We start from the raw sequence: 24,903 nt of genomic DNA, 5'->3' as shown, positions 1-24,903 counted from the left end.
AGGCTGGCGGACATGGATTTCCGGGTGTTCGTCGAACCGCAGCAGGGCGCCTCGTACGCCGACCAGCTGGCCGTGGCGCAGGCCGCCGAATCGCTCGGCTACTCCGCCTTCTTCCGCTCGGACCACTATCTGGCGATGAGCGGCGACGGTCTGCCCGGTCCCACCGATTCCTGGGTCACGCTGGGGGGCATCGCGCGGGAGACGTCGACGATCCGCCTCGGCACCATGGTCACCTCGGCGACGTTCCGGCACCCCGGCGTGCTGGCCATCTCGGTCGCGCAGGTCGACGAGATGAGCGCCGGCCGCGTCGAACTCGGCCTCGGTGCAGGCTGGTTCGAAGCCGAGCACCAGGCGTACGCCATTCCGTTCCCGCCACTGGGCGAGCGGTTCGACCGGCTCTCCGAGCAACTGGAGATCCTCACCGGCATGTGGGCGACGCCGACCGGCGAGACCTACGACTTCACCGGCACGCACTACACCGTCAAGGACTCCCCCGCGTTGCCGAAGCCGGCGCAGACGCCCCACCCGCCGATCATCATCGGCGGCGGCGGGAAGAAGCGCACTCCCGCGCTGACCGCGAAGTACGCCGGCGAGTTCAACATCCCCTTCGTGCCGCTGGACGTGCTGAGCGCACAGTTCGAGCGGGTGGCCGCGGCCGTCGCCGACGCCGGGCGCGAGCCCGACTCGCTGGTGTACTCGGCGGCGTTCGTGCTGTGCGCCGGTCGCGACGACGCCGAGGTGGCGCGCCGCGCGGGCGCCATCGGCCGCGAGGTCGACGAGCTGCGCGGCAACTCGCCGCTGGCCGGCACCGCCGCGGAGATCGTCGACCGACTGGGCCCGTTCCGCGAGGCCGGGGTCCAGCGGGTGTACCTGCAGATGCTCGATCAGTCCGACCTCGACCACCTCGACTTCTTCGCCCGCGAGGTCATCCGTCAGCTGAACTGAGGAGCCGCCGTTACGATCGGTGGCCGTGACGGGCGACAGGCCAGACGAGCCGCGGGAACCGGCGTGGCACGAACGCACGTCCACGCTGCTCGGCGCCAGCGTGGCGGCCATCGCGGCCATTGCCGTCGTGTACTTCCTGGTGTCGTCGCTGGTCCGTCAGTTCGACGAACCCGACCCGCAGCAGCAGTACTTCCTGGATCCGAGCAGCAGCCGTAGCGCCACGACGAGCGACTCCGCCACCACCACCACGCAGACCATCACCAGCACCAGCCCGCCGGTGACCACCGACATCAACGACCCCAACGCGCCGTCGTCGACCTCGGGCACCGACACCTCGACGTCGGGCACCGACACCTCGTCGAGCGACGCCTCGACGTCGCGCGCCCCGCGGACGACCGACGACGACGCCCCCACCTCGACGCGGTCGCGACCCCGCCTGAACGAAACGCGGACGCTCTACCCGCGCCCGTAGCACCCGGCCTACCATCGGTCACCATGACCCGTGGACCGCAGGACCCGAACGACTACTCGGACGGCGATCCGACCCAGTACGCGAACTACGGCGGCCAGGGGCCCGGCAACCAGGCGTATGGCGACCAGGGCTATGGCAACCAGGCGTACGGCGACCAGGGTTACGGCACGCAGGGGTACGGCACGCAGGGGTACGGGGAGCAGCCGACGCAGCAGTTCGCCCCGGAGCCACCCGAGCAGCCCTGGTACCGCACGCCCGCCGCGCTCGTCGGGCTCGGCGCCCTCATCGCCCTGCTCGTCGCGGTCATCGTGTACCTCGCCGTGACCATGGCCTCCGACGACTCGTCGCCGACCGAGGACACGACGCTCACCACGCTCACCACGTCGTCGCAGGCGGTTCCCCCGCCGTCGGGCACGGTGGAGCCGTCGTCGTCGCAGACCACCGCCGAACCCACGACGACCACCGAGCCGACGACCACCACGACCACCACCGAGCCGACCACCACCACGACGACGACCACGACGCCGAGCACCACCACCACGACGACGACGGTCCCGCCCAGCACGGTCACCGAGACGCGCACCGAGACGGTCACGCAGTCGCCGAACGTCTCCCCCGCCACCCAGCCCTGACGGTTACGAATACGCCTGTCGCGCGGCGTATTCCGCCACCAGCGCCTCGGCGCTGCGGACCGCGGCCCGGCAGGCCCGGGTGGTGAACGGGTCGTTGAGTGGATGCTCGGCGCGCCGGCGCCACCGCTGCGTGGCAGCGAACGCCGCCCGCGGCCCGTCGTAGGGGGCGTCGGGCTGCAGTCCCAGCCGGCTGGCCGCGTCGGTGCCCGACCCGCCGATGATGCGCCGCAGCGACGCCATCTCCTCCTCGTTGAGCGTGGTCTCCCGCGACCGCAGCTGGCTGAGCAGCCGCAGCTCCTCGAACGCGTGCGTGTCGGCGAGCAGCGGATCGATGTCGGCGAGGATGTACGGCGTCGCGTAGATGGGATGGGCTTCGACGAACCGCCGCAGCGACACCAGCGCGGTGTGCGCCTTGAGCAGATCGGAACGCTGCGCGAACTGCTGATCGATCACGTCGCGCAGGGCGATCAGCCCGCTGCGCTCGAGCAGTTCGTCGGCCAGCGCCACCGAGTCGGTGATCCCGGCGCGCAGTACCGCGATCGAGATCCGGATGCCGAACATCCCGAACCGGTCGAGCAGCGCGGCCCGCGTGGCCGCGTCGACCGGCAGTGAGCTGTCGGGCCGGACGAACCGGTCCGCCGACAGCATGGCCTTCGTCAGCTCGGCGGGCTCGACGCCTGCCAGCTTCTCCAGCGCCACGAACTCGCTCTGCCGCAGCGTGCGGGCGGTCAGGGCCAGCAGACCCGACACCGGTACCACCGCCTGGCAGATGCCGGTCCGGTCCATCTCGGCGGTGAAGCGGGTGGCGACGTCCTTCGCCGAGAGCATCGCGTCGATGCGGCCGGCGCCGATCTCGTCGGCGCGCGAGGCCACCCCGATCACGCCGAGCGCGCCCTGCGACCCGCCGACCAGCGTGCCGATCTGCTTGAGCAGCGCGATGTCCGGGGCGTTGAGCGAACGCAGCAGGAACACCACGGCGTCCACGCGCGGCACGCCGTCGGACGGCACCAGCAGCCGCAGCGTGCGCTCGGAGACGTCGCGGTTGAGCGACGACGTGCCGGGCGTGTCGATGATCGTCGTGTCGACGAGTTCGGCGGCGGGCCACTCGACGTCGAGATCGTCGACGTCGTCGGGGTCCAGGGTCGCGAAGTCGAAGGTCAGGCCACGGTGCCCGGACGGCCCGTCGCGCGTGATCGGCACGTTGGTGCGGCGCCCGCCGCGGTGGTTGGCGGTCACCTTCGGGGTGGGGCCGTTGCGGAACCAGGTGACGATGCGGGTGGCCTCGGTGGCGTCGGTCGGGGCGATCTCCTCGCCCACCAGCGCGTTCACCAGTGTCGACTTGCCCGCCTTCAGCGTGCCGGCCAGCGCGATGCGGATGGGCTGGTTGAGCCTGCGGCCGATCCAGTCGAGTTCGTCGTGCACGTCGGCGCGCTGGCGGTAGGCCGGGTCCGACCGATAGGCCTGCACGGTTCCGCCCAGGATCGCGCGCACCCGGTCACTGGTGCTCATGTCCCGAACAGCTTAGGCGCGCGCCCGGGCGGTCACGCCGTCGCCGGTTCGCCGCCACCGGCGATGGTCGTCGCGTGCTGGGTGACCTGGCGCAGGATGTTGAGCTGGCGTTCGAGTTCGGCGACGCGGCCGTTGCGCTCGTTCTCCTCCAGCTTGGCCGCGGCGAGCGTGGCCTGCAGCGACTCGTTGAGCGAGCGGGTGGCCTGGCTGGCGATCTCGCGATAGTGGTCGCGCAGCTGCCGCTGCACCGCCTTGAGCCGGTCGCGGGACTCCTTGCCGACGACGAACGAGACGTCGTCGACGAAGCGGCGCAGATTGGACTTCGCCTCGTTGCGCACCCGCAGCATCCGGTTCTCCATGTCCTCCTTGTAGGCCTTGCGGCCGAGGATCAGACCGGCGCCCAGGGACAGCGGGTTGAACATGCCCAGCCCGGCGAACGAGGTGAGCATGCCGAACATCAGCACGCCGCCGTAGGAGCCGCGCATGCCGGTGACCACCTTGTGGCCCGCTTTGATCGGTTTGGCCTCCAGCCGCGCCAGGGACTTGAACTCGCCGAAGCCGGCGCCGATGTGGCGGGCGTCGACGCGCGGCATTTCGACGGCCCCCAGGCCCGCCTCGGTGAAGGTGCGCCCGACCTCCTGGGCGAGCGCCTCGGCCCGCTGGTAGGCCCACACGAAGTTGTCGCCGACGGCGGTGGCGATCGCGTCCTCGAGTTCGGCGCCGATCTCCGCCCAGTGGTGGGTGGGGTCGCAGCCGTCGATCACCCGCTCGGTGTGCTGGGTGATGGAGCGGAAGCGGGCACGCAGGTCGTGGTCGACGTCGGCGGTGAGGTCGGCGATGCCGTCGTTGAGCACCTGCTGCCACAGCGCGGTGTGCGCCAGCGCGTCCTGCGCGTCCTGCTTGCGGCGCTCGAGTTCGTCGGTGAGGCGGGCGCGTTCGTCCGGGTCGTTGATGGACGCCAGCTCCGTCTCCACCGTCAGCGTCAGATGCTCCGCGGCGGAGCGCACCTCGGCGAGCACCTGGTCGCGGACGCGGTCGTTCTCCCGGGACAGCACCCGCTCGCTGAGGAACTTCACCAGCGCCGGGAAGTTCGACTCCTCGTTGAGTTCCTTGTCGTTCAGCGAGATGGCGTGGCTGCGCAGCGCGGCCGAGACGGGGGTGATCGGCAGGTCGACGCCGGCGCGCCGCAGGTGCGCCTGGTTGGCGGCGACGATCTCCCGCCAGTGCGGGTAGAGGTCGGTCTTGGTGGCGAGAACCGTGGCGAGCGGGCAGATCTCGAGCGCCTGCCGGATGAACGTCATCTCCGGTTCGGTGAACTCCTGGCTGGTGTCGCTGACCATGAGCACGGCGTCGGCGTCGGGAAGCAGCCCGAGGGTCGCCGACAGGTGCGGCTGGCCGTGCCCACCGACACCGGGGGTGTCGACGAAGGCCAGGCCGCTCTTGAGCAGAGGGCTCGGTGCGGTGACCTCGACGCGCAGCACCTCGCGGCCACCCGCCTGAGGTGCGCGCCGCAGATCGGTCTGCACGTCCGACGGCGGAATCTCGACGAGTTCGGGTTCCTCGCCGTTACCGCGGGACACGACGAGCCGAGCGGACGCCTGCTCGCCGTAGGAGACCACCGTGGCGAGCGCGGTGGTCTCGTCGTCGCCGACGCGGGTCACCGGCACGTTGAGCAGTGAGTTCAACAGCTGACTCTTGCCCTGCTTGAGCTGACCGGCGATGACCACGCGGATCTGCGGGTCGGAGATGCGCTCCTTGGCCCGCGCGAGCCGCGCCACCAGGTCGCCGCGGTCCTTCAGCGCGGCGATCCTGCTGCTGTGGTCGATCAGTTCGACGATGACCTTGACCCGTCGCGGGTCGTTCGGCTGCGTCATGTCCGCCCTCCGGTCGGTGCTGTCTCACGGTAGGCGCGCGAACTGGCGGGAACCACGAGGGTCCCCGCCAGCTCTGGCCGTGCGGATCAGAAGGTGTCGAAGTCGGTCGCGTTGTGCGACGCGACGTCGGTGTCGTTGTGCGACGCCACGTCGTTGTGCGACGCGAAGTCGGTCGAGTTGCCCGAGCCCACGGCGCTGGTGAAGCTGTGGTCGTCGACCGAGGCGTCGGTGTGGTTCTCGACGCTCGTCTCGGTCGCCACGTGGGTGTTGACCGAGCTGTCGTTGACGTTGTCGCTGCCCAGGTCGCCGCCGGCGGTGGTCTGGTTGCCACCGACCGTGCTGGACGCGGTGCTGTTGTCGACGATCACGATGCCGCCGCCGCCACCCGCACCGCCGCTGGCCTCGTTGCCGCCGGTGCCGATGCCCAGCAGACCGCCACCGCCGCTGGCGCCGGCGCTGCCGCCGTGGCCGCCGCTGGCGTCAACGTCGTTGAGCACGGGGCCGTCGTTGCCCTGGATCACGGTGCTGCCGCCGGTGGCGGTGGTGCCGTGGTCCTCGATGTCGCCGCTGCCCACGTTCACGTTGGACCCGGTCCCGGCGATGACGTCGCCGTTGTTGACCTGGTTGCCGTTGCCGAGCACCGCGCCGTCACCGGAGACGATGTCGCCGTCGTTGTCACCGTCGACCACGACGCCGCCGTTGGTGGCCGTGTTGGTCGACTTGTCACCGAAGGTGATGTCGCCGAAGCCGAGGTTGAACGCGCCGTTCTGGGCGTTGGCACCGGCGGCCTGGTCGGGGCTGGCGAAGGAGTTGCCGCTCGCCAGTGCGGTGTCGTTGTTGCTGGCGAAGTCGGTCTGCGGGGCGAACGTCGTCTGCGGCGAGAACGGCGACGCGATGCTGTGGTGGTCGGCCACGGCGCGCTGCAGGCCGACGATCGGGTCGCCGCCGCCGAGGGCGTAGCCGGCCGGCGCGGCGGTGGCCGCGACCGACGCGAGCTGCGCGGCGCTGACGTTCGGCAGGCCGGCGTCGCGCATGGCGCCGTCGGGGTCGGCGATGAACGCCGCGGCGACGTCGGGGCTGCGGAAGAGGTCGAGGATGTAGTCGATGAGGCTGATCACGAGAGTGCCTTTCGGTCTGGTCACCGGCGCTGCTCCGGCGAACTGATGACCAATCTATGGACTGCCGCCACGGCCGGGAACGGGGCTGAATCCCCTGCTTCGCCGACGCTGGAGGGGGGTTCGTCGGGGTTTCGGTTAGGGGATTAGGGGATGGACCGGGGGTGGTCGTCAACGCTGTGAGCAGCACCAATGCGACGACGGCGCGGCCATCGCTGGCCGCGCCGTCGTCGTCGATATGGGGGATGTTGGGGGGGTCGATTCAGAACAGGTCGAACCCCTGGGGGGCGTGGTCGGTCACGTGATCGGCGGAGTCGTCGACACCGGACGCATCCCAGTCGTCGAGGCCCGCGAGCGCGTCGGCGGTGTCCGGCGCCGGCGCGTCGGCGAGCACCGGGCCGGCGTCGAACACCGGGTCCTCCACCGTGGCCAGGGTGTGCAGTCCGTCGTCGGCGGGCCCCGTCGTCGGACCGGCGTCCGAGATGACCGGCGCGCCGCCCTGCGGGAGCAGGTGGTCGTCGAGACCCTGCACGGGCAGGTGGTCGTCGATGCCGAAGGCGTCGAACGCCGCCGTCGCCGCACCGCTGGACCACACGTTGCCCGTGTCGACGCCGCCGCCACCGAAGGCGTCCAGTCCGGCGGTCGGCGCGGCGGAGAGGGACTCGGTGACCACCGGGATGAGACCGTTCACGTCGGCGGTCGTCACGTCGGTCAGGTGCGCGTCGGCGATGGCCTGCGCGGGATCGGCGGCGTACTGCGCCGCCACGTCGGGATCGCGCACCACCGACATCACGAAGTCGAGTAGTGAGTTGGCCATGGTGTCCGAGCCCTCCTGAACCGTTCCGGTCGTCCGCCCCCGATGGGCATACTGCTCTGTCACCGAATGCTATCGGCGCAGGCAGTGGCGCGAATCGGTGCCGAACCCACCCTGCACGGCCACGGATTAGGGGACGTGCCGTTAGGGGATCGAGACGCGCTAGGGGATTTCCCGCGTCCCCCTGCACCGGCCGCTATGGTGAGGGCTGGCCTCCTGGCGTCGTGCGACGCCGTCTCCAGTATTCGGAAGGGAATCGGACACGTCCATGAGCGCACTCGGTTTGTCGGTCGGGACCACCAACCTGGTGGCCGCCGTGGTCGGTCGGCCGCCGGTCGTGCGGCGCACGGCGCTCGCGTTGTTCGACGACCGCGCCCCGGAGGTCGGCGACGATCTCAGCGCGCAGCCGCGACTGGTCCTCACCGGTTTCGTCGAACGGGTCGGGGATCCGGTGCCGATGGTCGCCTCGGACGGGTCCTCGCACCGCGGTGAATTCGTCCTGACCGAGGCGCTCGACGCGCTGGCCCGCACCGTCGGCGGCGGTACGCCCGTGACCGTCACGGTGCCCTCGTACTGGGGTCCCGGCCCGCTCGGTGCACTGCGCAACGCCCTGCGCACCAAGCCGGGGCTCGCGCCCGGCGGTGTGCCGCCCACGCTGGTCCCGGACGCGAATGCCGCGCTCGCGGCGCTGGGCGTGACCCCCGGCCTGCCCTCCGACGGCGTGGTCGTGCTGGCGGACTTCGGCGCCGGCGGCACCAGCATCACGTTGGCCGACGCGCGTGCCGACCTCGGCATCATCGGGGACACCGTGCGGTACCCGGAGTTCTCCGGCGACCTCGTCGACCAGGCCCTGCTCAACCACGTCATCACCGGCGTGGCCGACGCCGGCAACGCCGACCCGGCGGGCACCGCCGCGGTGGGCTCGCTGACCGCGCTGCGCGAGCAGTGCCGGCTGGCCAAGGAGCGGCTGTCCGCGGAGACCGCCGCGGTCATCCCGGTGTCGCTGCCCGGTTACTCGTCCGACGTGCGGGTGACCCGGCCGGAACTCGAGCGGCTCGTCGACCAGCCGCTCGCCGGCGTGCTGACGGCCATCGAGGAGTCGTTGCAGCGCTTCCGAATTCCGCTCGCCGCCATCACCGCGGTCGCCACCGTGGGTGGCGGCGCCTCGATCCCGCTCATCACGCAGCGACTGTCGGAGCGGCTGCGTGCCCCCGTCGTCACCACCCCGCAGCCGTCGGTGGTCGGCGCAGCGGGGGCGGCCGTGATCGCGGCCGGTGGTTTCGCCGACGCCGACGCGACGGGTCTGGCCCCGGTGGCCGACGACGCCACCGGGCTGGCGCCGACCATGGGTTGGGTGGCCGCGGCCGGTGCCGCGGGTGCCGCCGGGGCGCTGGCCGGAGCGGGTGCCGCCGACGCCGCACCGCCCACGCAGGCTGCGCCGAGTGCCGCGAACACCGGCGCGGCCGATTCGCTGGCGTGGTCGCAGGACGCGCCGGGTGGCGACCTGCCCTACGCCGAGGACGAGTACGCCTACGGCACGCCCACCGACGCCCGTCCGGAGATGGCGTTCGCCGGCGCCGAGCCCGCCGACGACGACGAGCGCGGACCGCTGCCCTGGTACAAGCGGCCCCCGCTGCTGTTCGGCGCCGCGGCCGCCGCCGCGCTGCTGGCGGTCGGCGGCCTGGCCGTCACGCTGACCAGCACGTCCACCGATTCGACACCGGTCACCGAGAACGTCACGGTCACCAAGACCGGCGAGGACGGCCGCGTCACCACGACCGTCGTGCCGTCGTCGGAGGTCTCCCGGCTGCCCAGTGGCTACACGACCACCACGGCGCCCCCGGCGACCACCACCACCGGTGCGGAGTCGACGTCGACGACCACCACCACGTCGCCGACCACCACGACCACCACCACGACGACCACGACCACCACCACGACCACCACGACGACGACACCGCCGACGACGACCACGCCGCCGACCACCACGCAGCCACCGACGACCACCACGCGTCCGCCGACCACCACGGCGCCGCCGGTGACGACCACGGCCGCACCGCCGCCCACCACCCAGGCGGCCCCGACGACGCAGCCGATCCCGACCACGGCACCCGAGCCGGCGACGCAACCCCAGACGCTGTCGGTGTCCGAGATTCCCGCTGCCCCCGAAGTTCCGCTGCTGCCCATCGTTCCGTGAGCACCGTCCCGTGAGCGCGCAGGACGTCGTCGCGACGCTGACGGCGTCCCCCACCGAGCCGCGCCAGGTTCTGGTCTCCGGCGGGATCGGTACGGGAAAGACGCTGCTGCTGAGCAGGATTCGCGACGGCCTGCGCGCGGCCGGCGTGCCGGTCCTCGGGCGGGCTCCGCGCGACGGCGACCCGGCGGGTGCCGCGTACGTCGTCGACGACGCGCAGCTGCTCGACGACGCCGACCTGCTGCGGCTGGCCGACGTGATCGCCGACGGGGACGCGACCGTGGTCCTCGCCGCGGAACCCCTGGCGCAGCATCCCGCGCTGACGGCCGCGATCACCGCCGCGGGGCGGCAGGCACCGATCGTCACACTCGGTCCGCTGGCGCCGGCGCAGATCGCCGCCGTCGCCGCCGAACTCACCGGTGTCACACCGCCGGTCGAGCTGGTGCGGTCGGTGGCCGCCGCGACCGCGGGGTTGCCGTTCCTGGTGCGACCCGCCCTCGCCGCCGGGGCCGCCCCCGATGGCGAGCCTCCGGGCACGGCGATCGCCGCGGCGACGCGCGCCGTCCTGGTGGACCGGTTGCGCAGGGTCGACGACGCGGTGCTCGACGTCCTTCTCGTCGCATCGCTGGGTGCCGAGCTGGGCGCCGAGGACGTGGCCCGGGCGCTGGACGTGGAGGTGACGCACGCGCACCGGCTGGTCGACGCGGCGCGGGCCACCGGTCTGCTGGCGCCGTCGCTCGGGCCCGCATTCGGACGGCTGCTGCACCGCAGCCTGGTGCACCTGGTGGGCGCGACGCGGCACCACGACGTCGAGATCGGCCTGCTGCGAGCGCAGGTGGAGGCCGACGCCCTCTCCGGCGAGCTGGCGCTGCGGATGGCCGACCACGGGATACGCGACGCCCGGCTCGGTGCCGCGCTGGTTCGGCTGGCCGAACGGCAGGCGGCCCAGCCGGCGCGGGCGGCGCGGCTGTACCGCGCCGCGGCGGCGGTGGGCGCGTCGATCCGCGATGCACGCCTCGCCGATGCCCTCGCGGCGAGTGGTGATTGCGCGGCGGCGGCGCGGCTGGCCGACGGTCTGCTGACCTCCGACGACGCCGCCGAGCGGGCGGCGGCGGTGCGGATCGGGGCGAGCGTCGCGCTGCACGACGGTGCCGCGGGGCAGGCGGCCGACCTCGTCGCCTGGCTGGGCACGCCCGCCGACGACGAGGGTGCGGCTGCGGCGGCGATCGTCGCGCTCGCCGTGGGGGATCCCGCGGCCGCGCGGGCGGCGGCGGCCGCGGAGAGTGCGGGGCCGCCCACCTCGGCGTCGCGTGCGGCGCGGGCGCTCAGCCGGGGTCTGGTCGCGAGCCTCGAGGCGGATTACCCGGCCGTGGTGTCCACGCTGGTACCGGCGCTGGCGGTGCCGGCGTCGACGGCCGCGGTGGCGCCGGATACCCCCGTCGCGCTGGTGGCGCTGGCCGCCCTGCACGGCGGCGACGCCGCGCGGGCGCGCAGCGTGCTCGCCCGGGCCGGTGACGGTACGGCCTTCGGGGCGCATCGCGTGGCGCTGCTGCGTGGGTGGTTGCGCCTGCAGGACGGGCAGCTGAACGCCGCGGCAACCGACCTCGCCGCCATGTCGGCGGCCGAGCTGCACCGTCGGGATGCATTGTGGGCGAATGCGATTCGTACCGGCATCGCTCGACGCAATGGCGACAGCGGCGCACTGCAGCAGCACTGGCACGCCGCGATGGACGTGCTGAGCGAATCCACCGTGGAGCTGTTCGGGCTGCTGCCGCTCGGCGAGCTGTGGATTGCTGCCGCCCGGCTCGGCCAGGTCGACCGGGTGCGACCCGCCGTCGACGAGGGCTTCGCTCTGCTGGCCCGGCTGGGCGACCCGTCGCTCTGGTCGGTGCCGTTGCACTGGGCCGGCGTGCACGCCGGGATCCTCGCCAATGCGCCGGACGCCGTCGCGCCGCACGGCCAGGCATTGAGCGTGGCGGCCGGCCGCAGTGCGCTGGCGCGGGCGCTCGCCCGGGCGGGCCGGGCCTGGCTTCGCGTGTTGGCCAACCACGTCGACGTGGACGAGGTGACCGCGGCGGCGCGCGGGCTCGTGCAGTTCGGCCTCGGCTGGGACGCCACCCGCCTCGCGAGCCAGGCGGCACTGCACACCCCCGACGGCCGGACTTCCGCCGCGATGCTGCAGTTGGCCCGCGACCTCAAGGCGACCGTCGCGGCGCAGGACGTGTCGGTGGGCGCTGGCGCGGGGGCCGCGGGGAGTGGCCGTCCGGACGGCAGTGCGTCGGGTGCTGGTGGTGCGTGGGGTGCGGTTGGGCGGGGTGGTGCGGCGGCCGGGTCGGGTTCGGGCGGGTCCGGCTCGGGTGGGTCGGGTTCGGGTGGGTCCGGCTCGGGTGGGTCCAGCTCCGGTGGGCTCGGTTCCCGTGGGCTGGGTTCCGGTGGCTCCGGAGCCGGTGGGCTGGGTTCCGGTGGGGCCGGGTCCGGTGGACTCGGCCCGGGTGGGCTCGGTTCCGGTGGGGGTCCAAACTGGGCGCGACTGTCCGACCGCGAGCGCGAGGTCGCCGAGCTGGTCCTGCAGGGCATGCCGTACCGGGACATCGGCAGCCAGTTGTTGATCTCGGCGAAGACCGTCGAACACCACGTCGCCCGCATTCGTCGCCGGCTCGGTGCGGAGTCGCGGTCGGAGTTGTTGTCGATGCTGCGCGCGATCCTCAACACCCCGGCCTGAACGTTTCGGTGGGGGTCTGGCGCGGATCCGTGGCGCGGGCTTCGTGATGCGCGGGCTCGCGGCGCAGGCTTCGTGATGCGCGGGCTCGCGGCGCGGACTTTGTGGCGCGCGGGCTCGGCGCCGTACGCGAAGTCGGCGGGCGGTACGCGGACGGCGACGCGCCGACGGCGCGGCACGGCGCCTCGGCGCGTCCTGTGATGCTGACCACTCTGAACGTTCGCTGACCGGTCGCTGAAGCAATTCAGACGCCCACTACGCCTCGGCACCGACAAGCAACGTCGGCAACGTAGTTCACCAGCACCGACGGTGTCCGCGACCAGGGTCGGAGACCCCGCGAGAACGCGGGACCTGCCAACCGGCTAGTTAGGTCAGCCTTCATAGCGTCGTTCACAGCTCGGATGCAACTATGAGCAGGCATCTAGCATTAAGTTACCGGCGAGTAATACGGCCTGGCGTTCCGCCGGTGGCCACGAACTTGGAGGCGCGCGGTGGACGAGCACACCCTTGTACTGATCACCATGATCATAGGCGTGCTGGCGACGGTGGTCGTGGGAGCGCTGGCCGTCAAACGCGTGCTCTGGTTGACCAACCTGATCCGCTCGGGCGCGAAGACCATCGACGAGGGCGCCCGCAAGGACAATTTGTCCGAGCGCATCACCACGCAGTTCAAGGAGGTCTTCGCCCAGACCCGCCTGCTGCGGTGGTCGATCCCGGGTATCGCCCACTTCTTCACCATGTGGGGCTTCTTCATCCTCGCGACGGTGTACCTCGAGGCGTTCGGCGTCCTCTTCTACCCCAAGTTCGCCATCCCGTTCGTCGGTCACTGGAACGCCCTGGGCTTCCTGCAGGACTTCTTCGCCCTGGCCGTGCTGTTCGGCATCATCGTCTTCGCGATCATCCGCCTGCGCTCCGAACCGAAGGAGTACGGCCGGGATTCGCGGTTCTACGGCTCGCATACCGGCGGCGCCTGGCTGATCCTCTTCATGATCTTCAACGTCATCTGGACGTACGCCCTGTTCCGCGGTGCCGCGGTGGCCACCGAGAACCTGCCCTACGGCTGGGGCGCCTTCTTCTCGCACGGCATGGGCACGATCCTGTCGCCGCTCGGCGAGACGCCGAACATCATCATCGAGCGCGTCGCCCTGCTGCTGCACATCGGCGTCATGCTGGTGTTCCTGTTGATCGTGCTGCACTCCAAGCACCTGCACATCGGCCTCGCCCCGATCAACGTCACCTTCAAGCGGCTGCCCAACGCCCTGGGTCCGCTGCTGCCGATGGAGCACGACGGCAAGTACATCGACTTCGAGGATCCCGACGAGGACGCGGTGTTCGGCCGCGGCAAGATCGAGGACTTCACCTGGAAGGGCTACCTCGACTTCACGACGTGTACCGAGTGTGGCCGCTGCCAGTCGCAGTGCCCGGCGTGGAACACCGGAAAGCCGTTGTCGCCCAAGCTCGTCATCATGAACCTGCGCGACCACCTGTTCGCGAAGGCGCCGTACATCCTCGGCGACAAGGAGTCGCCGCTGGAGAACACGCCCGAGGGCGGTCTCGCCGAGAACCTCAAGGGCGAGAAGAAGCACGACGAGCACGCACACGATCACGTGCCCGAGTCCGGCTTCGAGCGCATCATGGGCTCCGGCCCGGAGCAGGCGACCCGTCCGCTGGTCGGCACCCTCGAGGAGGGTGGCGTCATCGACCCGGACGTCCTGTGGTCCTGCACCACCTGCGGCGCCTGCGTCGAGCAGTGCCCAGTCGACATCGAGCACATCGACCACATCGTCGACATGCGCCGCTACCAGGTGATGGTCGCCTCCGAGTTCCCCGCCGAGCTGAGCGGCCTGTTCAAGAACCTCGAGACCAAGGGCAACCCGTGGGGCGCCAGCGCGCGTGACCGCACCGCCTGGATCAACGAGGTCGACTTCGACGTGCCGGTGTACGGCGAGGACGTCGACTCGTTCGACGGCTTCGAGTACCTCTTCTACGTCGGCTGCGCCGGCGCCTTCGAGGACCGCGCCAAGAAGACCACGAAGGCGGTCGCCGAGCTGCTCGCCGCCGCGGACGTCAAGTTCCTGGTTCTCGGTTCGGCCGAGAGCTGCAACGGCGACTCCGCCCGCCGCTCCGGCAACGAGTTCCTGTTCCAGCAGCTCGCCGCGCAGAACAAGGAGACCATCGACGAGCTGTTCGAGGGCACCGAGACCATCGACCGCAAGATCGTCGTCACCTGCCCGCACTGCTTCAACACCATCGGCCGCGAGTACAAGCAGCTGGGCGCCAATTACACCGTGGTGCACCACACCCAGCTGCTGAACCGGCTGGTCCGCGACAAGAAGCTGGTCCCGGTGGCCTCGGTCAGCCAGGACGTGACCTACCACGATCCGTGCTACCTCGGCCGGCACAACAAGGAGTACTCCGCTCCGCGCGAGCTGATCGGTGCCTCCGGCGCGAAGTTGACCGAGATGCCCCGGCACGCCGACCGCGGCCTCTGCTGCGGCGCCGGCGGTGCGCGGATGTGGATGGAAGAGCACATCGGCAAGCGCGTCAACCACGAGCGCGTCGAAGAGGCGCTCAACACCGACGCCGAGAAGATCGCCACCGGCTGCCCGTTCTGCCGCGTGATGATGACCGACGGTGTCGGCGACCGCGCCGAGGCGATCGGCAAGCAGGAGGTCGAGGTCCTCGACGTCGCGCAGCTGCTGCTGGGGGCGTTGGACAAGGACGCGATCACGCTCCCCGAGAAGGGCGCTGCGGCCAAGTGGTCCGCCGAGCGCGCCGAGCAGCGTGCCGCCACGAAGACCGAAGAGGCACCGGCCGAGAAGACCGCTGCCGAGCTGCCCGACGAGCCCGCCGACGTGCCGACCGAGGAGGCCACTGCCGCCGCGGCTCCGGAAGCGGCGCCCGTCGCCCCCGCCAAGGGTGGCTTGGGCATGGCCGGCGGCGTCAAGAAGCCCGGCGCAAAGAAGGCTCCGTCGGCGTCGGCGTCCGCTCCTCCCACCGAGGAGGCGGCACCGGCCGGCGAGGCCCCGGCTGACGCGAAGCCCGCTGCCGCCAAGGGCGGACTGGGCATGGCCGGCGGCATCAAGAAGCCGGGCGCCAAGAAGGCCGCTCCGGCGGCCGCCTCGGCCGCACCCGCCGAGGCGGCACCGGCCGATACCGCGTCCGAGGCGCCGGCGAAGCCCGTCGCCAAGGGCGGGCTCGGCATGGCCGGCGGCATCAAGAAGCCCGGCGCCAAGAAGGCCGCTCCGGCGGCCGCCTCGGCCGCACCTGCGGACGCTGCGCCCGCCGAGTCCGAGGCCGTCGCCGACACCTCGCCGAAGCCCGCGACCGCCAAGGGCGGACTCGGGCTGGCCGGCGGCATCAAGAAGCCCGGCGCCAAGAAGGCCGCTCCTGCCGCCGCGACTCCCGCGGCACCGGCGGACGCCGAGACCAGCGCCGCTCCCGCGGAGGCCACGGCGTCGTCGGCCGAGGTGTCGGCCGAGCCCGAGGCGCCTGCTGCGCCGAAGCCGCCGACCGCCAAGGGTGGACTCGGACTGGCCGGCGGCATCAAGAAGCCGGGCCAGAAGAAGGCCGCGGCTCCGGCTGCTGCCGCGCCGGCCGCCACCCCGGAACCCGCCACCGAGCAGGCCGACGAGCCTGCGGAGCAGTCGTCGAACGGCGATGCGGCGACCAACGGCGATACCGCACCAGCGGCCGAATCGGCGGCGCCCTCGGTGCCGGTCAAGGGCCTGGGCATCGCGCCCGGTGCACGGCGTCCGGGGAAGCGCTAACGGCGACAGCCTAATTCGGTGGACGGCGATGGGACGATGAAGGACGTGAGCACCCAACACCTGCCGTGGCATGCGAGTCACACGCCGCGGCAGCGCACCTTCACCCAGTCGTCGAAGCTGCAGGACGTCCTGTACGAGATCCGCGGTCCGGTACACGACCACGCCGCCCGGCTGGAGGCCGAGGGACATCGGATCCTCAAGCTGAACATCGGCAATCCGGCGCCGTTCGGCTTCGAGGCGCCGGACGTGATCATGCGCGACATGATCCAGGCGTTGCCGCACGCGCAGGGCTACTCGGACTCGAAGGGCATCCAGGCCGCGCGCCGGGCGGTGTTCACGCGGTACGAGCTGGTCGACGGTTTTCCGAAGTTCGACGTCGACGACGTCTACCTCGGCAACGGTGTCTCCGAACTCATCACGATGACGCTGCAGGCACTGCTCGACAACGGTGACCAGGTGCTCATCCCGGCGCCCGACTACCCGCTGTGGACGGCGTCGACGTCGCTGGCCGGCGGTACGCCGGTGCACTACCTGTGCGACGAGACGCAGGGCTGGCAGCCCGACATCGCCGACCTGGAGTCGAAGATCACCGAACGCACGAAGGCGCTCGTCGTGATCAACCCGAACAACCCCACCGGGGCGGTGTATCAGCGCGAGATCCTGGAGCAGATGGTCGAACTCGCCCGCAAGCATCAGCTGTTGCTGCTCGCGGACGAGATCTACGACAAGATCCTCTACGACGACGCGACCCACATCAGCCTGGCCACGCTTGCGCCGGACCTGCTGACCCTCACGTTCAACGGTCTGTCCAAGGCCTATCGCGTCGCGGGTTACCGGTCGGGCTGGCTGGTGATCACCGGCCCGAAGGAACACGCGTCGAGCTTCCTCGAGGGCATCAGCCTGCTGGCGAACATGCGGCTGTGCCCGAACGTGCCCGCGCAGCACGCCATTCAGGTCGCGTTGGGCGGACATCAGAGCATCGAGGACCTGGTACTGCCCGGCGGCCGCCTCCTCGAGCAGCGCGACGTGGCGTGGAACAAGCTCAACGACATCCCCGGGGTGTCCTGCGTCAAGCCCGAGGGCGCGCTGTACGCGTTCCCCCGCCTCGATCCCGAGGTGCACGACATCCACGACGACGAGCAACTCGTTCTCGACCTCTTGCTGCAGGAGAAGATCCTCGTCACGCAGGGCACCGGCTTCAATTGGCCCGCCCCCGACCATCTTCGGATCGTGACCCTGCCGTGGGCACGCGACCTGGCCAACGCCATCGACCGACTCGGAAACTTCCTGGCGTCCTACCGTCAGTGATCACGGTAGGGCCACCGCAGCAGGCTCACCTGACACGTTCGTCATCCGTTGATTCCCGTCCGTCGTCGTGTTCATGAGGCGAAAGTAGGACCGGCGACCGACGGATCCATCCGCTGACGGCCACTCATCCACAGTCGCGACTTCATCCACAGGGCGGAACTTCGTCGCCGTCATCGAACGCACGTTCGATTACCGTCATGGCATGACCGCTGCTAGCCCCTTTCTCGTCGCCGATGCGGCGCGCGACCGCGTGCGGGCCGACCTCGACCTCGTCGATGCGACGCTGGTCCGCCTTCGCGGGACGTCGACGGACATGGTGGGCAACGCCTTTCGCGTCGAAGTCGCGGAGCGCCTCGAGCACCAGGAGCGCGTCGTCCGGGGCTTGTCCTACCGGATCTTCGGCGAGCTGGCCGATCCACCGGATGGCGACGACCGACTTCCCGGCGGTCCCGGCGTACGACTGCGTGACGTGCTGGCGCGCCGTTTGCGTATCGTGCCGAGCGAGGTCAGCCGGCGGTTCCGCATCGCCGCGCGGATCCGACCGGGACGCTCGCTGTCCGGTGCGCCGACGCCGCCCGAGTTGCCGACGCTCGCCGACGCGGTGGACGCCGGCGACGTCGGTGAGGACCACGTACGCGAGGTCTGCAAGGCACTCGACGGTCTCCCCGACGTGGCCGCCAATCACCGCGCCGACGTCGAGCGGGCACTCACGCACCATGCGCGCGAACAAGATTCCGCGTTCGTCGCCGTCGTCGGGAAGCGCATTGCCGACACCCTCAACCCCGACGGCGTCTTCGACGACCGCGACCGCGCACGGCGACGCGGCGTGACGCTCGGGAGGCAGGGCGCTGACGGCATGAGCCGCATCAGCGGCTGGCTGGATCCCGAGGCACGCTCCTACCTCGAGGCGGTGGGTGCCGCGGTGCGTCCGGGCCATCACGTGCCGGGCGCGGCGCAGGCCGTCGTCGACGCGGCCACCGATACGCGGACCGGTGCCCAGCGCCTGCACGACGCCCTCGCACTCGGGTTGCGCACCGGCATCCAGTCCGGATCGCTGGGCACCCATCGCGGCGTCGCGGTCACCGTGATCGCGACGGCCACCGTCGACGACTTGGAGCGAGCCGCACGGGCAATCGACGATCCCGCCCTCGCGATGCCGCGGCCCGCACGTACCGGAGGCGGCTCGGCGCTGCCGATGCGCGACCTGATCCGGATGGCCGCGCACTCGGTCCACTACCTGGCCGTGTTCGACGGGCATTCCGAGCGGCCGCTGTACCTGGGTCGCAGCAAGCGCATCGCGACTGCCGACCAGCGGATCGTCTGCCACGCTCGGGACCGGGGCTGCACGCGGCCGGGATGCACGGCGCCCGGGTACCTCTGCGAAGTACACCATGCCCCCGACTGGGAGGACGGCGGTCGCACCGACGCCGACGCCCTGTTCTTCGCCTGCGGCACCGACCATGCGTTGGCGACCCGGGGGCACGCCACGACCACGGTCACCGACGACGGCCTGCTGGCGTGGTCCGTCGGCGGCGCGCCACCGGCAGTCAACCCGCTGCACCGCGACGACGACCTCGTCGATTGGCCGCCGGATCCCGAGCCGCCACGATGACGCGCACGCTCCACGAGCCGACCCTGGAGACTGCACCTCTACCCTGGCCGGGTGGCGCACTCGCATTCGCACTCGCACTCGACGAGCGGCCCCGCTCCGCTCGGTCCGATCGCCGCGCGCGTCGTGGTCGGGCTGCTGATCGCCATCGGCGTCGCCACCCTCGCGGGCGCCGCCCTGCTGTGGCCGACGCAGCAGAAGGTCGACATCCCGCTGCCGTTCCAGAACGCCGCCGGTGGCGCGGTGACTACCGAGGCCGGCCAGGTCCTCTCGAGCGGTGTCGCGGCCTGCGGCAGCCCATCGGTGGGTGCGGTGCTCACGGCGGCCCCCACGCTGGCACCGGCCGGTGGTGGCGAGTGCATCCAGTCCCTCGTCCGCATCGGCTCCGGCCCCAACGACGGGGCGAACACGCTGCTCGAATTCAGTGGCGGGCCCGGGCAGCCGCAGCTGAACGTCGGCGACGACGTCCGGCTGAGTCGGCAGGTCGACCAGAACGGCTCGACGTCCTACGCCTTCTACGACTTCGAACGCAGCTGGGCCCTGGCCGGTCTTGCGTTGGCCTTCGCCGTGGTGGTGGTCGCGGTGGCCCGGTGGCGGGGACTGCGTGCGCTGGTCGGGATCGTCGTCGCGTTCGCCGTCCTGGTCGTGTTCCTCCTGCCCGCGCTGCGCGACGGTGCACCCGCGATCCCGGTGGCGCTGGTGGCGTCGTCGGTCATCCTCTACGCCGTCATCTATCTCGCCCACGGGGTCAGCCTGCGCACCAGCGCCGCGCTGCTCGGCACGCTGGCCTCCCTGCTGCTGGCGGCCCTGCTGAGTTGGGCGGCAATCGGTCTCGCGCACCTGACTGGACTGTCGGAGGACCAGAACAACGAGGTCGCCGCCTACCTGGGTGGAGTGTCGATCACCGGTCTGCTGCTGGCCGGGTTCATCATCGGCTCGCTCGGCGTGCTCAACGACGTCACGGTCACGCAGGCGTCCACGGCCTTCGAACTCGCCGAGACCGGGGCCGGCCGCGGTGCGATCTTCACCGGCGCGATGCGGGTGGGCCGCGACCACATCGCCAGCACGGTCTACACGCTGGTGCTGGCGTACGCCGGCAGCGCCCTGCCGCTACTGCTGTTGTTCAGCGTCGCCAACCGGTCTCTCGGGGACGTGCTCACCAGCGAGAGCGTCGCCATCGAGGTGGCCCGGTCCGCCGTGGGCGGTGTCGCGCTGGCCCTCAGCGTGCCGATGACGACGGCCATCGCCGCCGTGCTCGCGACCCCTACCGGTCCAGCAGCTCCAACAGGTACGTCCCGTACCCGGACTTGAGCAGTGCGCGTGCCCGCGCCGCCAGCTGGTCGTCGTCGATGAACCCGACGCGCCACGCCACCTCCTCAGGCACGCTGATCTTGAGTCCCTGGCGGCGTTCGATGGTGCGGACGAAGTCGCAAGCGTCGAGCAACGAGTCGAAGGTGCCGGTGTCGAGCCACGCGGTGCCCCGGGCCAGCACCTCGACCGTCAGCCGCCCGCTCTCGAGGTACCGCTGGTTGATCTCGGTGATCTCGTATTCGCCTCGCGCCGAGGGCTGCAACGACTTGGCGATCTCGACGACGTCGTTGTCGTAGAAGTACAGGCCGGGCACCGCGTAGTGCGACGTGGGCTTCGCCGGCTTCTCCTCGAGCGAGCGCGCCGTGCCGTCGGCATCGAACTCCACGACGCCGTAGGCCTCGGGGTTGGCCACCCAGTACGCGAAGACCACGCCGCCGTCGACGTCGTGGAAGCGGCGCAGGCTCGTGCCGAGTCCCGGACCGTAGAAGATGTTGTCGCCCAACACGAGAGCCACCGAATCCGACCCGATGTGCCGTTCGGCGATCACGAATGCCTGTGCGAGGCCGTCCGGCGACTCCTGCACCGCGTAGGTCAGGTCGATGCCGAAAGCGCTTCCGTCGCCCAACAATCGGCGAAACGACGGCGCATCGTCGGGTGTGGTGATGATCTGGATGTCCCGGATGCCCGCGAGGATCAGCGTGGACAGCGGGTAGTAGATCATCGGTTTGTCGTAGACCGGCACCAGTTGCTTGCTGACGCCCATCGTGATCGGGTGCAGCCGCGTACCCGATCCCCCCGCCAGGATGATTCCCCTCATGCGAGCAGCCTAGGACCCGGCGGTCAGAACGGCGTGCGCGCCAACCACCCGTCCCAGACCGCCTGGTCGCCGTACACCTCGATGCCGGCCTCGTCGAGCGAGCGCCGGCGGGTCACCGCCAGCAGCAGGTCCACCGACCGGCCACGCAGCGCCGCTTCCCCCTTGGCGTGGTCGTGCGACCAGTTGACCCCGTCTTCGTCGTGGGTGATGGTCCACTCCCCCGTGGGGCCGAGACCCTCGTCGGTGGCGTGCAGGTGCAGCGTGACGCCGCGGTCGAGCGGCGGCGCGTGCCGGTCGGCCTGTGCGACGTTCAGCGTGAGCCACTCGCTGATCCCGTCGGCCGCCAACTCGGAGGACAGCGCGAAGGGCTGGCCCAGCGCCAGGGCAGCGTCGGCGCGGTGCACGGTGGTCTCGTGCACCCGGCGGCGCACCCACCACCCGGCGGGCTTGGCGCCGATGAACGTCCACACCCGCGCGTCGCCGCCCACGTGGTCGATCGCGTCGAGGATGAGTTGCGCGCCCTGCCGGAACCAGGCGATGGCGGCCTCGGGATCCTCGGGCGGCTTGCCGTCACGCACCTCGCGCGGATCGAGCGGCTCGTACCGGCGTTCCTCGATGATCTGTGCGCTCCACCGGTTTCCGCGGCCGACGTGCTTCACGAGCTGGCTCAGGTTCCAGTCGGGGCACGTCGGCACGGGTGTGGAGGCCAGCGTCGACGGATCCACGCTGCGGACCACGTCGGTGAAGGCGTTGGTCTCCTCGATCAGGGCTGCTCGGAAGTCCACGCTAGGACGGTACCGCCGACCGGGCCTGGCCAAGGCGGATCGGCAGGGTTGCCCAGCCCCGCAACACCCGGGTGTCGCGCCGGCTGCCCGCACCGGCCAGGCTCGCCTCGGGATAGCGCTCGAAGAAGGTCCGCAACCCCACCTCGCCCTCGGCGCGCGCCAGTGCCGCGCCGAGGCAGAAGTGCCTGCCGCCGGAGAACGACAGGTGCTTGCCGGCGTTCTCGCGGGTGACGTCGAAGCGGTGCGGGTCCTCGAACACGGCGGGGTCGCGGTTGGCGCCGGCCAGGTACAGGATGACCAGTTCGCCCCGCCGCACGGTCCGGCCCGCCACCTCGGTGTCGACCTGGGCGATGCGCGCCGACAGCTGCACCGGCGACTCCAGCCGCAGGATCTCCTCGACCGCTCCAGGCCAGCGGTCGGGCTGCTCCCGCAGCAGCGCCAGCTGGTCGGGATGCTCGAGCAGGATGCGAATGCCGTTGCCCAGCAGGTTGACCGTGGTCTCGAAGCCGGCGGCCAGCACCAGCCCGGCGGTCGCCAGCAGCTCCTCGTCGTCGAGTCGCGCGCCGCCCTCGCTCGCCTCGATGAGCTGGCTCATGAGGTCATCCCCGGGCGTGCGACGCAGCCGCGCGATGTGCTCGGTCAGCCACGCGTTGAACCCGTCCAGCCCCGCCTCGACGCGCTGGTACTGGTCCCACGCCAGGCCGATGTCGAGGCTCGGGGCGGCCAGCTCGCCGAACTCGAGGATGCGCGACCGGTCCTCGTCCGGCACACCGATGATGTCGCCGATGACGGTGACCGGCAGCTGCGAGCAGTACCGCTCGACGATGTCGACGGTACCGCCGTCCCCCAGACCGTCGATCAGTTCGGCCGCGGCCAGCGCCACCCGATCCCGCAGTGCGGCAACGGCTCTGGTGGTGAAGACCGACGACACCGTCTTGCGGTAGCGGGTGTGCTCGGGCGGCTCGACCGACAGCATCGACGGCGGCAGCAGCGGGTGCAGCCGGCCCTGGACCGCGGTGCGCTGCTCGAGCCAGCCCAACGGTCCCGGCAGCGTCTTGCCGATGGCGGTCACCGCGAAGTCGTCGGAGCGCAGCAGCTGGTGGGCCACCGCATGGTCGGCGGTCAGCCACGCCGCCCGGCCGCGGACCAGGGGCCCCCGGCCGCGCAGTTCGTCGGCGAAGGCACCGGGATCCGCGCGCACCGCGGGATCGGCGATGAGCCGCCCCTGGGCGTCGCCGCGGCGGGCGCCGTAGGACGCCATGCCCCGGATGACGCCGTGCAAGGCGAACCAGTGCAGGCGCTGCCGGGCCGTCACGAGTCGCGCCCCAGCACGGGCCGCAGGTCGTCCAACCGGTCGAACAGCTGCCATACATAACCCGACGTGCCGTTCTCGCGGTGCGCGTGCAGCCCCGTCAGGGTCGGGTCGTTGCAGTAACCGTCGAACGCCTCGCGACTGTCCCACTCGACGAGGATCAGCACCTGCCGCGGCGCCACGTCCTCCCCGACGACCGTGTCGAGGTACTTGCCCAGCGCCACGACGCGGCCGTGGTGGCGCGCCACCTCGGCCACCGACTGCTTCGCGTAGGCCAGGTATTCGTCGCGGTCGGCGACGTCGAACAGGTTGAGTGCGTAGACCGTCACCTAGGCCACGTTACGACGCGGTGGCACCGCTGCGCCCGGCGATGCGACGGCCCAGCGCGTGCACCTGCCAGCCCGCCTGCCGCCAGCGGTCGACGTCGAGGCAGTTGCGCCCATCCACGACGACCTTCGACCGCACCGTCGACGCCAGCGCCTCGGGATCGAGGTCGACGAACTCCTGCCACTCGGTGAGCACCAGCACGGCGTCGGCGCGGTCGCAGGCCTCGAGCACCGAGGTGGAGTAGTTCAGCGTCGGGAACACGCGCTGCGAGTTCTCGATGGCCTTGGGGTCGTAGACGTTCACCGCGGCGCCGTTGAGCTGCAGCATGCCCGCGACGTTCAACGCGGGTGAGTCGCGGACGTCGTCGGACTCGGGCTTGAAGGCGGCGCCGAGCACCGCGACGTTGGCGCCGAGCAGCGAGCCGCCGCACGCCGAGGTGGCCAGCTCCACCATGCGGGTCCGGCGGCGCATGTTGATGCCGTCGACCTCGCGCAGGAACGTCAGGGCGTGATTGGCCCCCAGCTCCCCGGCACGGGCCATGAAGGCCCGGATGTCCTTCGGCAGACAGCCGCCCCCGAAACCCAGGCCGGCGTTGAGGAACCTCCGCCCGATGCGCGGGTCGTAGCCCAGCGCGTCCGCGAGCAGGGTGACGTCGGCGTCGGCCGCCTCGCACACCTCGGCGATCGCGTTGATGAACGAGATCTTCGTCGCCAGGAAGGCATTCGCCGACACCTTGACCAGCTCCGCGGTCTGCAGGTCGGTCACCAGGAACGGCACCTCGTCGGCGAGCAGCGGGGCGTACAGCTCGCGGATGGCGGCCTCGGCGCGCACCGAGTCGCGCCCCACGCCGAGGACGATCCGGTCCGGATGCAGCGTGTCGTGCACGGCGTAGCCCTCGCGCAGGAACTCCGGATTCCATGCGATCTCGACGTCGACGCCCTCGGGCGCCAGGCGGTCGGCACGCTCGGCCAGCTCGGCGGCGGTGCCCACGGGCACGGTCGACTTGCCGACGATCACGGCGGACCGCTGCAGCTTGGGTACCAGCGTGTCGATGACGGCGTGCACGTGCCGCAGGTCGGCACCGTACTCGCCCTTCCTCTGCGGGGTGCCGACGCCGAGGAAGTGCACGTCGGCGAAGTCGACCGCGGCGTCGTAGTCGGTGGTGAAGTGCAGGCGTCCCGTCTCGAGGTTGTCGCGCAGCATCTTCCGCAGGCCGGGCTCGTAGAACGGGACGTCACCCGCCGCGAGCTTGGCGATCTTGCCGGGGTCGGTGTCGACGCCGATCACCTCGTGGCCGAGGGCAGCCATGCCCGCGGCGTGGGTCGCGCCGAGGTAACCGGTTCCGAACACTGTGCATCGCATACACCCGTGGATAGGCGGCGGCGATGAG

General features: G+C 71.3%; 18 protein-coding genes. 9 read left to right on the top strand and 9 right to left on the bottom strand.

Going from position 1 to position 24,903, the window contains the following annotated elements; genetic code table 11:
- The first annotated feature begins 12 nt into the window (after positions 1-12).
- From FZ046_RS08795 to FZ046_RS27340, 3 genes are read left to right on the top strand one after another with little or no spacing between them, the layout of a single operon-like run.
- Positions 13-945 (top strand): LLM class F420-dependent oxidoreductase, encoded by a 933-nt coding sequence (locus FZ046_RS08795; protein ID WP_070354510.1) that lies wholly within the window; start codon positions 13-15, stop codon positions 943-945.
- 25 nt (positions 946-970) lie between these two features.
- Positions 971-1,417, top strand: a complete 447-nt coding sequence (locus tag FZ046_RS08790; protein ID WP_246182944.1) for a hypothetical protein — start codon at positions 971-973, stop codon at positions 1,415-1,417.
- 23 nt (positions 1,418-1,440) lie between these two features.
- On the top strand, positions 1,441-2,049 hold the full coding sequence (locus FZ046_RS27340) for a hypothetical protein (protein ID WP_070354508.1): 609 nt from the start codon (positions 1,441-1,443) through the stop codon (positions 2,047-2,049).
- Between the two features lie 3 nt (positions 2,050-2,052).
- On the opposite strand, the gene FZ046_RS08780 is transcribed toward FZ046_RS27340, so the two are convergent.
- The 4 genes from FZ046_RS08780 to FZ046_RS08765 all read right to left on the bottom strand — a co-directional run bounded on the left by FZ046_RS08780 (position 2,053) and on the right by FZ046_RS08765 (position 7,364).
- Complete coding sequence (locus FZ046_RS08780; protein ID WP_070354507.1) at positions 2,053-3,558, bottom strand: dynamin family protein; 1,506 nt, start codon at positions 3,556-3,558, stop codon at positions 2,053-2,055.
- A gap of 32 nt (positions 3,559-3,590) precedes the next feature.
- Positions 3,591-5,432 (bottom strand): dynamin-like GTPase family protein, encoded by a 1,842-nt coding sequence (locus tag FZ046_RS08775; RefSeq protein ID WP_070354506.1) that lies wholly within the window; start codon positions 5,430-5,432, stop codon positions 3,591-3,593.
- Between the two features lie 86 nt (positions 5,433-5,518).
- Positions 5,519-6,550, bottom strand: a complete 1,032-nt coding sequence (locus FZ046_RS08770; RefSeq protein WP_070354505.1) for an IniB N-terminal domain-containing protein — start codon at positions 6,548-6,550, stop codon at positions 5,519-5,521.
- Between the two features lie 259 nt (positions 6,551-6,809).
- Positions 6,810-7,364, bottom strand: coding sequence for an Rv0340 family IniB-related protein (locus FZ046_RS08765; protein WP_070354504.1), 555 nt, complete (start codon positions 7,362-7,364; stop codon positions 6,810-6,812).
- 265 nt (positions 7,365-7,629) lie between these two features.
- Here FZ046_RS08765 and FZ046_RS08760 point away from each other — a divergent pair, with 265 nt between their 5' ends.
- From FZ046_RS08760 to FZ046_RS08735, 6 genes are all read left to right on the top strand, one after another.
- Positions 7,630-9,558: an Hsp70 family protein gene (locus FZ046_RS08760; protein ID WP_070354503.1), complete on the top strand. Its 1,929-nt coding sequence runs from the start codon at positions 7,630-7,632 to the stop codon at positions 9,556-9,558.
- Positions 9,559-9,568: 10 nt separating this feature from the next.
- A complete protein-coding gene (gene iniR / locus FZ046_RS27660) occupies positions 9,569-12,277 on the top strand; it encodes an isoniazid response ATPase/transcriptional regulator IniR (protein WP_149484232.1) in 2,709 nt (902 codons plus the stop codon).
- 518 nt (positions 12,278-12,795) lie between these two features.
- Entirely contained in the window at positions 12,796-16,044 is a 3,249-nt protein-coding gene (locus FZ046_RS08750; RefSeq protein ID WP_070356196.1) for a heterodisulfide reductase-related iron-sulfur binding cluster, read from the top strand.
- Positions 16,045-16,062: 18 nt separating this feature from the next.
- On the top strand, positions 16,063-17,352 hold the full coding sequence (locus FZ046_RS08745) for a pyridoxal phosphate-dependent aminotransferase (RefSeq protein WP_083298598.1): 1,290 nt from the start codon (positions 16,063-16,065) through the stop codon (positions 17,350-17,352).
- 202 nt (positions 17,353-17,554) lie between these two features.
- Complete coding sequence (locus FZ046_RS08740) at positions 17,555-18,964, top strand: HNH endonuclease signature motif containing protein (RefSeq protein ID WP_070356189.1); 1,410 nt, start codon at positions 17,555-17,557, stop codon at positions 18,962-18,964.
- A gap of 51 nt (positions 18,965-19,015) precedes the next feature.
- Positions 19,016-20,272 (top strand): YibE/F family protein, encoded by a 1,257-nt coding sequence (locus tag FZ046_RS08735; protein ID WP_070356190.1) that lies wholly within the window; start codon positions 19,016-19,018, stop codon positions 20,270-20,272.
- Here FZ046_RS08735 and rfbA read toward each other — a convergent pair.
- The 5 genes from rfbA to FZ046_RS08710 are packed head-to-tail and all read right to left on the bottom strand — an operon-like array spanning position 20,226 to position 24,875.
- Positions 20,226-21,089: a glucose-1-phosphate thymidylyltransferase RfbA gene (gene rfbA, locus FZ046_RS08730; RefSeq protein WP_070356191.1), complete on the bottom strand. Its 864-nt coding sequence runs from the start codon at positions 21,087-21,089 to the stop codon at positions 20,226-20,228. The two genes, FZ046_RS08735 and rfbA, sit on opposite strands and share 47 nt — an antisense overlap.
- 23 nt (positions 21,090-21,112) lie before the next feature.
- Positions 21,113-21,874 (bottom strand): maleylpyruvate isomerase family mycothiol-dependent enzyme, encoded by a 762-nt coding sequence (locus tag FZ046_RS08725; RefSeq protein ID WP_070356192.1) that lies wholly within the window; start codon positions 21,872-21,874, stop codon positions 21,113-21,115.
- Between the two features lies 1 nt (position 21,875).
- The gene (locus FZ046_RS08720) at positions 21,876-23,135 is read right to left on the bottom strand and encodes a cytochrome P450 (protein WP_070356197.1); all 1,260 of its coding nucleotides are present in this window, start codon (positions 23,133-23,135) and stop codon (positions 21,876-21,878) included.
- 50 nt (positions 23,136-23,185) lie between these two features.
- On the bottom strand, positions 23,186-23,515 hold the full coding sequence (locus tag FZ046_RS08715; protein ID WP_070356193.1) for a DUF1330 domain-containing protein: 330 nt from the start codon (positions 23,513-23,515) through the stop codon (positions 23,186-23,188).
- 10 nt (positions 23,516-23,525) lie between these two features.
- A complete protein-coding gene (locus FZ046_RS08710) occupies positions 23,526-24,875 on the bottom strand; it encodes a UDP-glucose dehydrogenase family protein (RefSeq protein ID WP_070356194.1) in 1,350 nt (449 codons plus the stop codon).
- Positions 24,876-24,903: the final 28 nt, after the last annotated feature.

This window comes from Mycolicibacterium grossiae, from assembly GCF_008329645.1.
Classification (GTDB): Bacteria; Actinomycetota; Actinomycetes; order Mycobacteriales; family Mycobacteriaceae; genus Mycobacterium; species Mycobacterium grossiae.
This window is presented reverse-complemented; position numbering and strand designations above follow the sequence as displayed.

Coding starts and splice junctions, on each gene's coding strand:
- FZ046_RS08775 (WP_070354506.1), bottom strand. CDS start 5,432: ATGACGCAGCCGAACGACCCGCGACGGGTCAAGGTCATCGTCGAACTG.
- FZ046_RS08795 (WP_070354510.1), top strand. CDS start 13: ATGGATTTCCGGGTGTTCGTCGAACCGCAGCAGGGCGCCTCGTACGCC.
- FZ046_RS08780 (WP_070354507.1), bottom strand. CDS start 3,558: ATGAGCACCAGTGACCGGGTGCGCGCGATCCTGGGCGGAACCGTGCAG.
- FZ046_RS08760 (WP_070354503.1), top strand. CDS start 7,630: ATGAGCGCACTCGGTTTGTCGGTCGGGACCACCAACCTGGTGGCCGCC.
- FZ046_RS08750 (WP_070356196.1), top strand. CDS start 12,796: ATGATCATAGGCGTGCTGGCGACGGTGGTCGTGGGAGCGCTGGCCGTC.
- FZ046_RS08740 (WP_070356189.1), top strand. CDS start 17,555: ATGACCGCTGCTAGCCCCTTTCTCGTCGCCGATGCGGCGCGCGACCGC.
- FZ046_RS27340 (WP_070354508.1), top strand. CDS start 1,441: ATGACCCGTGGACCGCAGGACCCGAACGACTACTCGGACGGCGATCCG.
- FZ046_RS08765 (WP_070354504.1), bottom strand. CDS start 7,364: ATGGCCAACTCACTACTCGACTTCGTGATGTCGGTGGTGCGCGATCCC.
- FZ046_RS08720 (WP_070356197.1), bottom strand. CDS start 23,135: ATGGCGTCCTACGGCGCCCGCCGCGGCGACGCCCAGGGGCGGCTCATC.
- FZ046_RS08710 (WP_070356194.1), bottom strand. CDS start 24,875: ATGCGATGCACAGTGTTCGGAACCGGTTACCTCGGCGCGACCCACGCC.
- rfbA (WP_070356191.1), bottom strand. CDS start 21,089: ATGAGGGGAATCATCCTGGCGGGGGGATCGGGTACGCGGCTGCACCCG.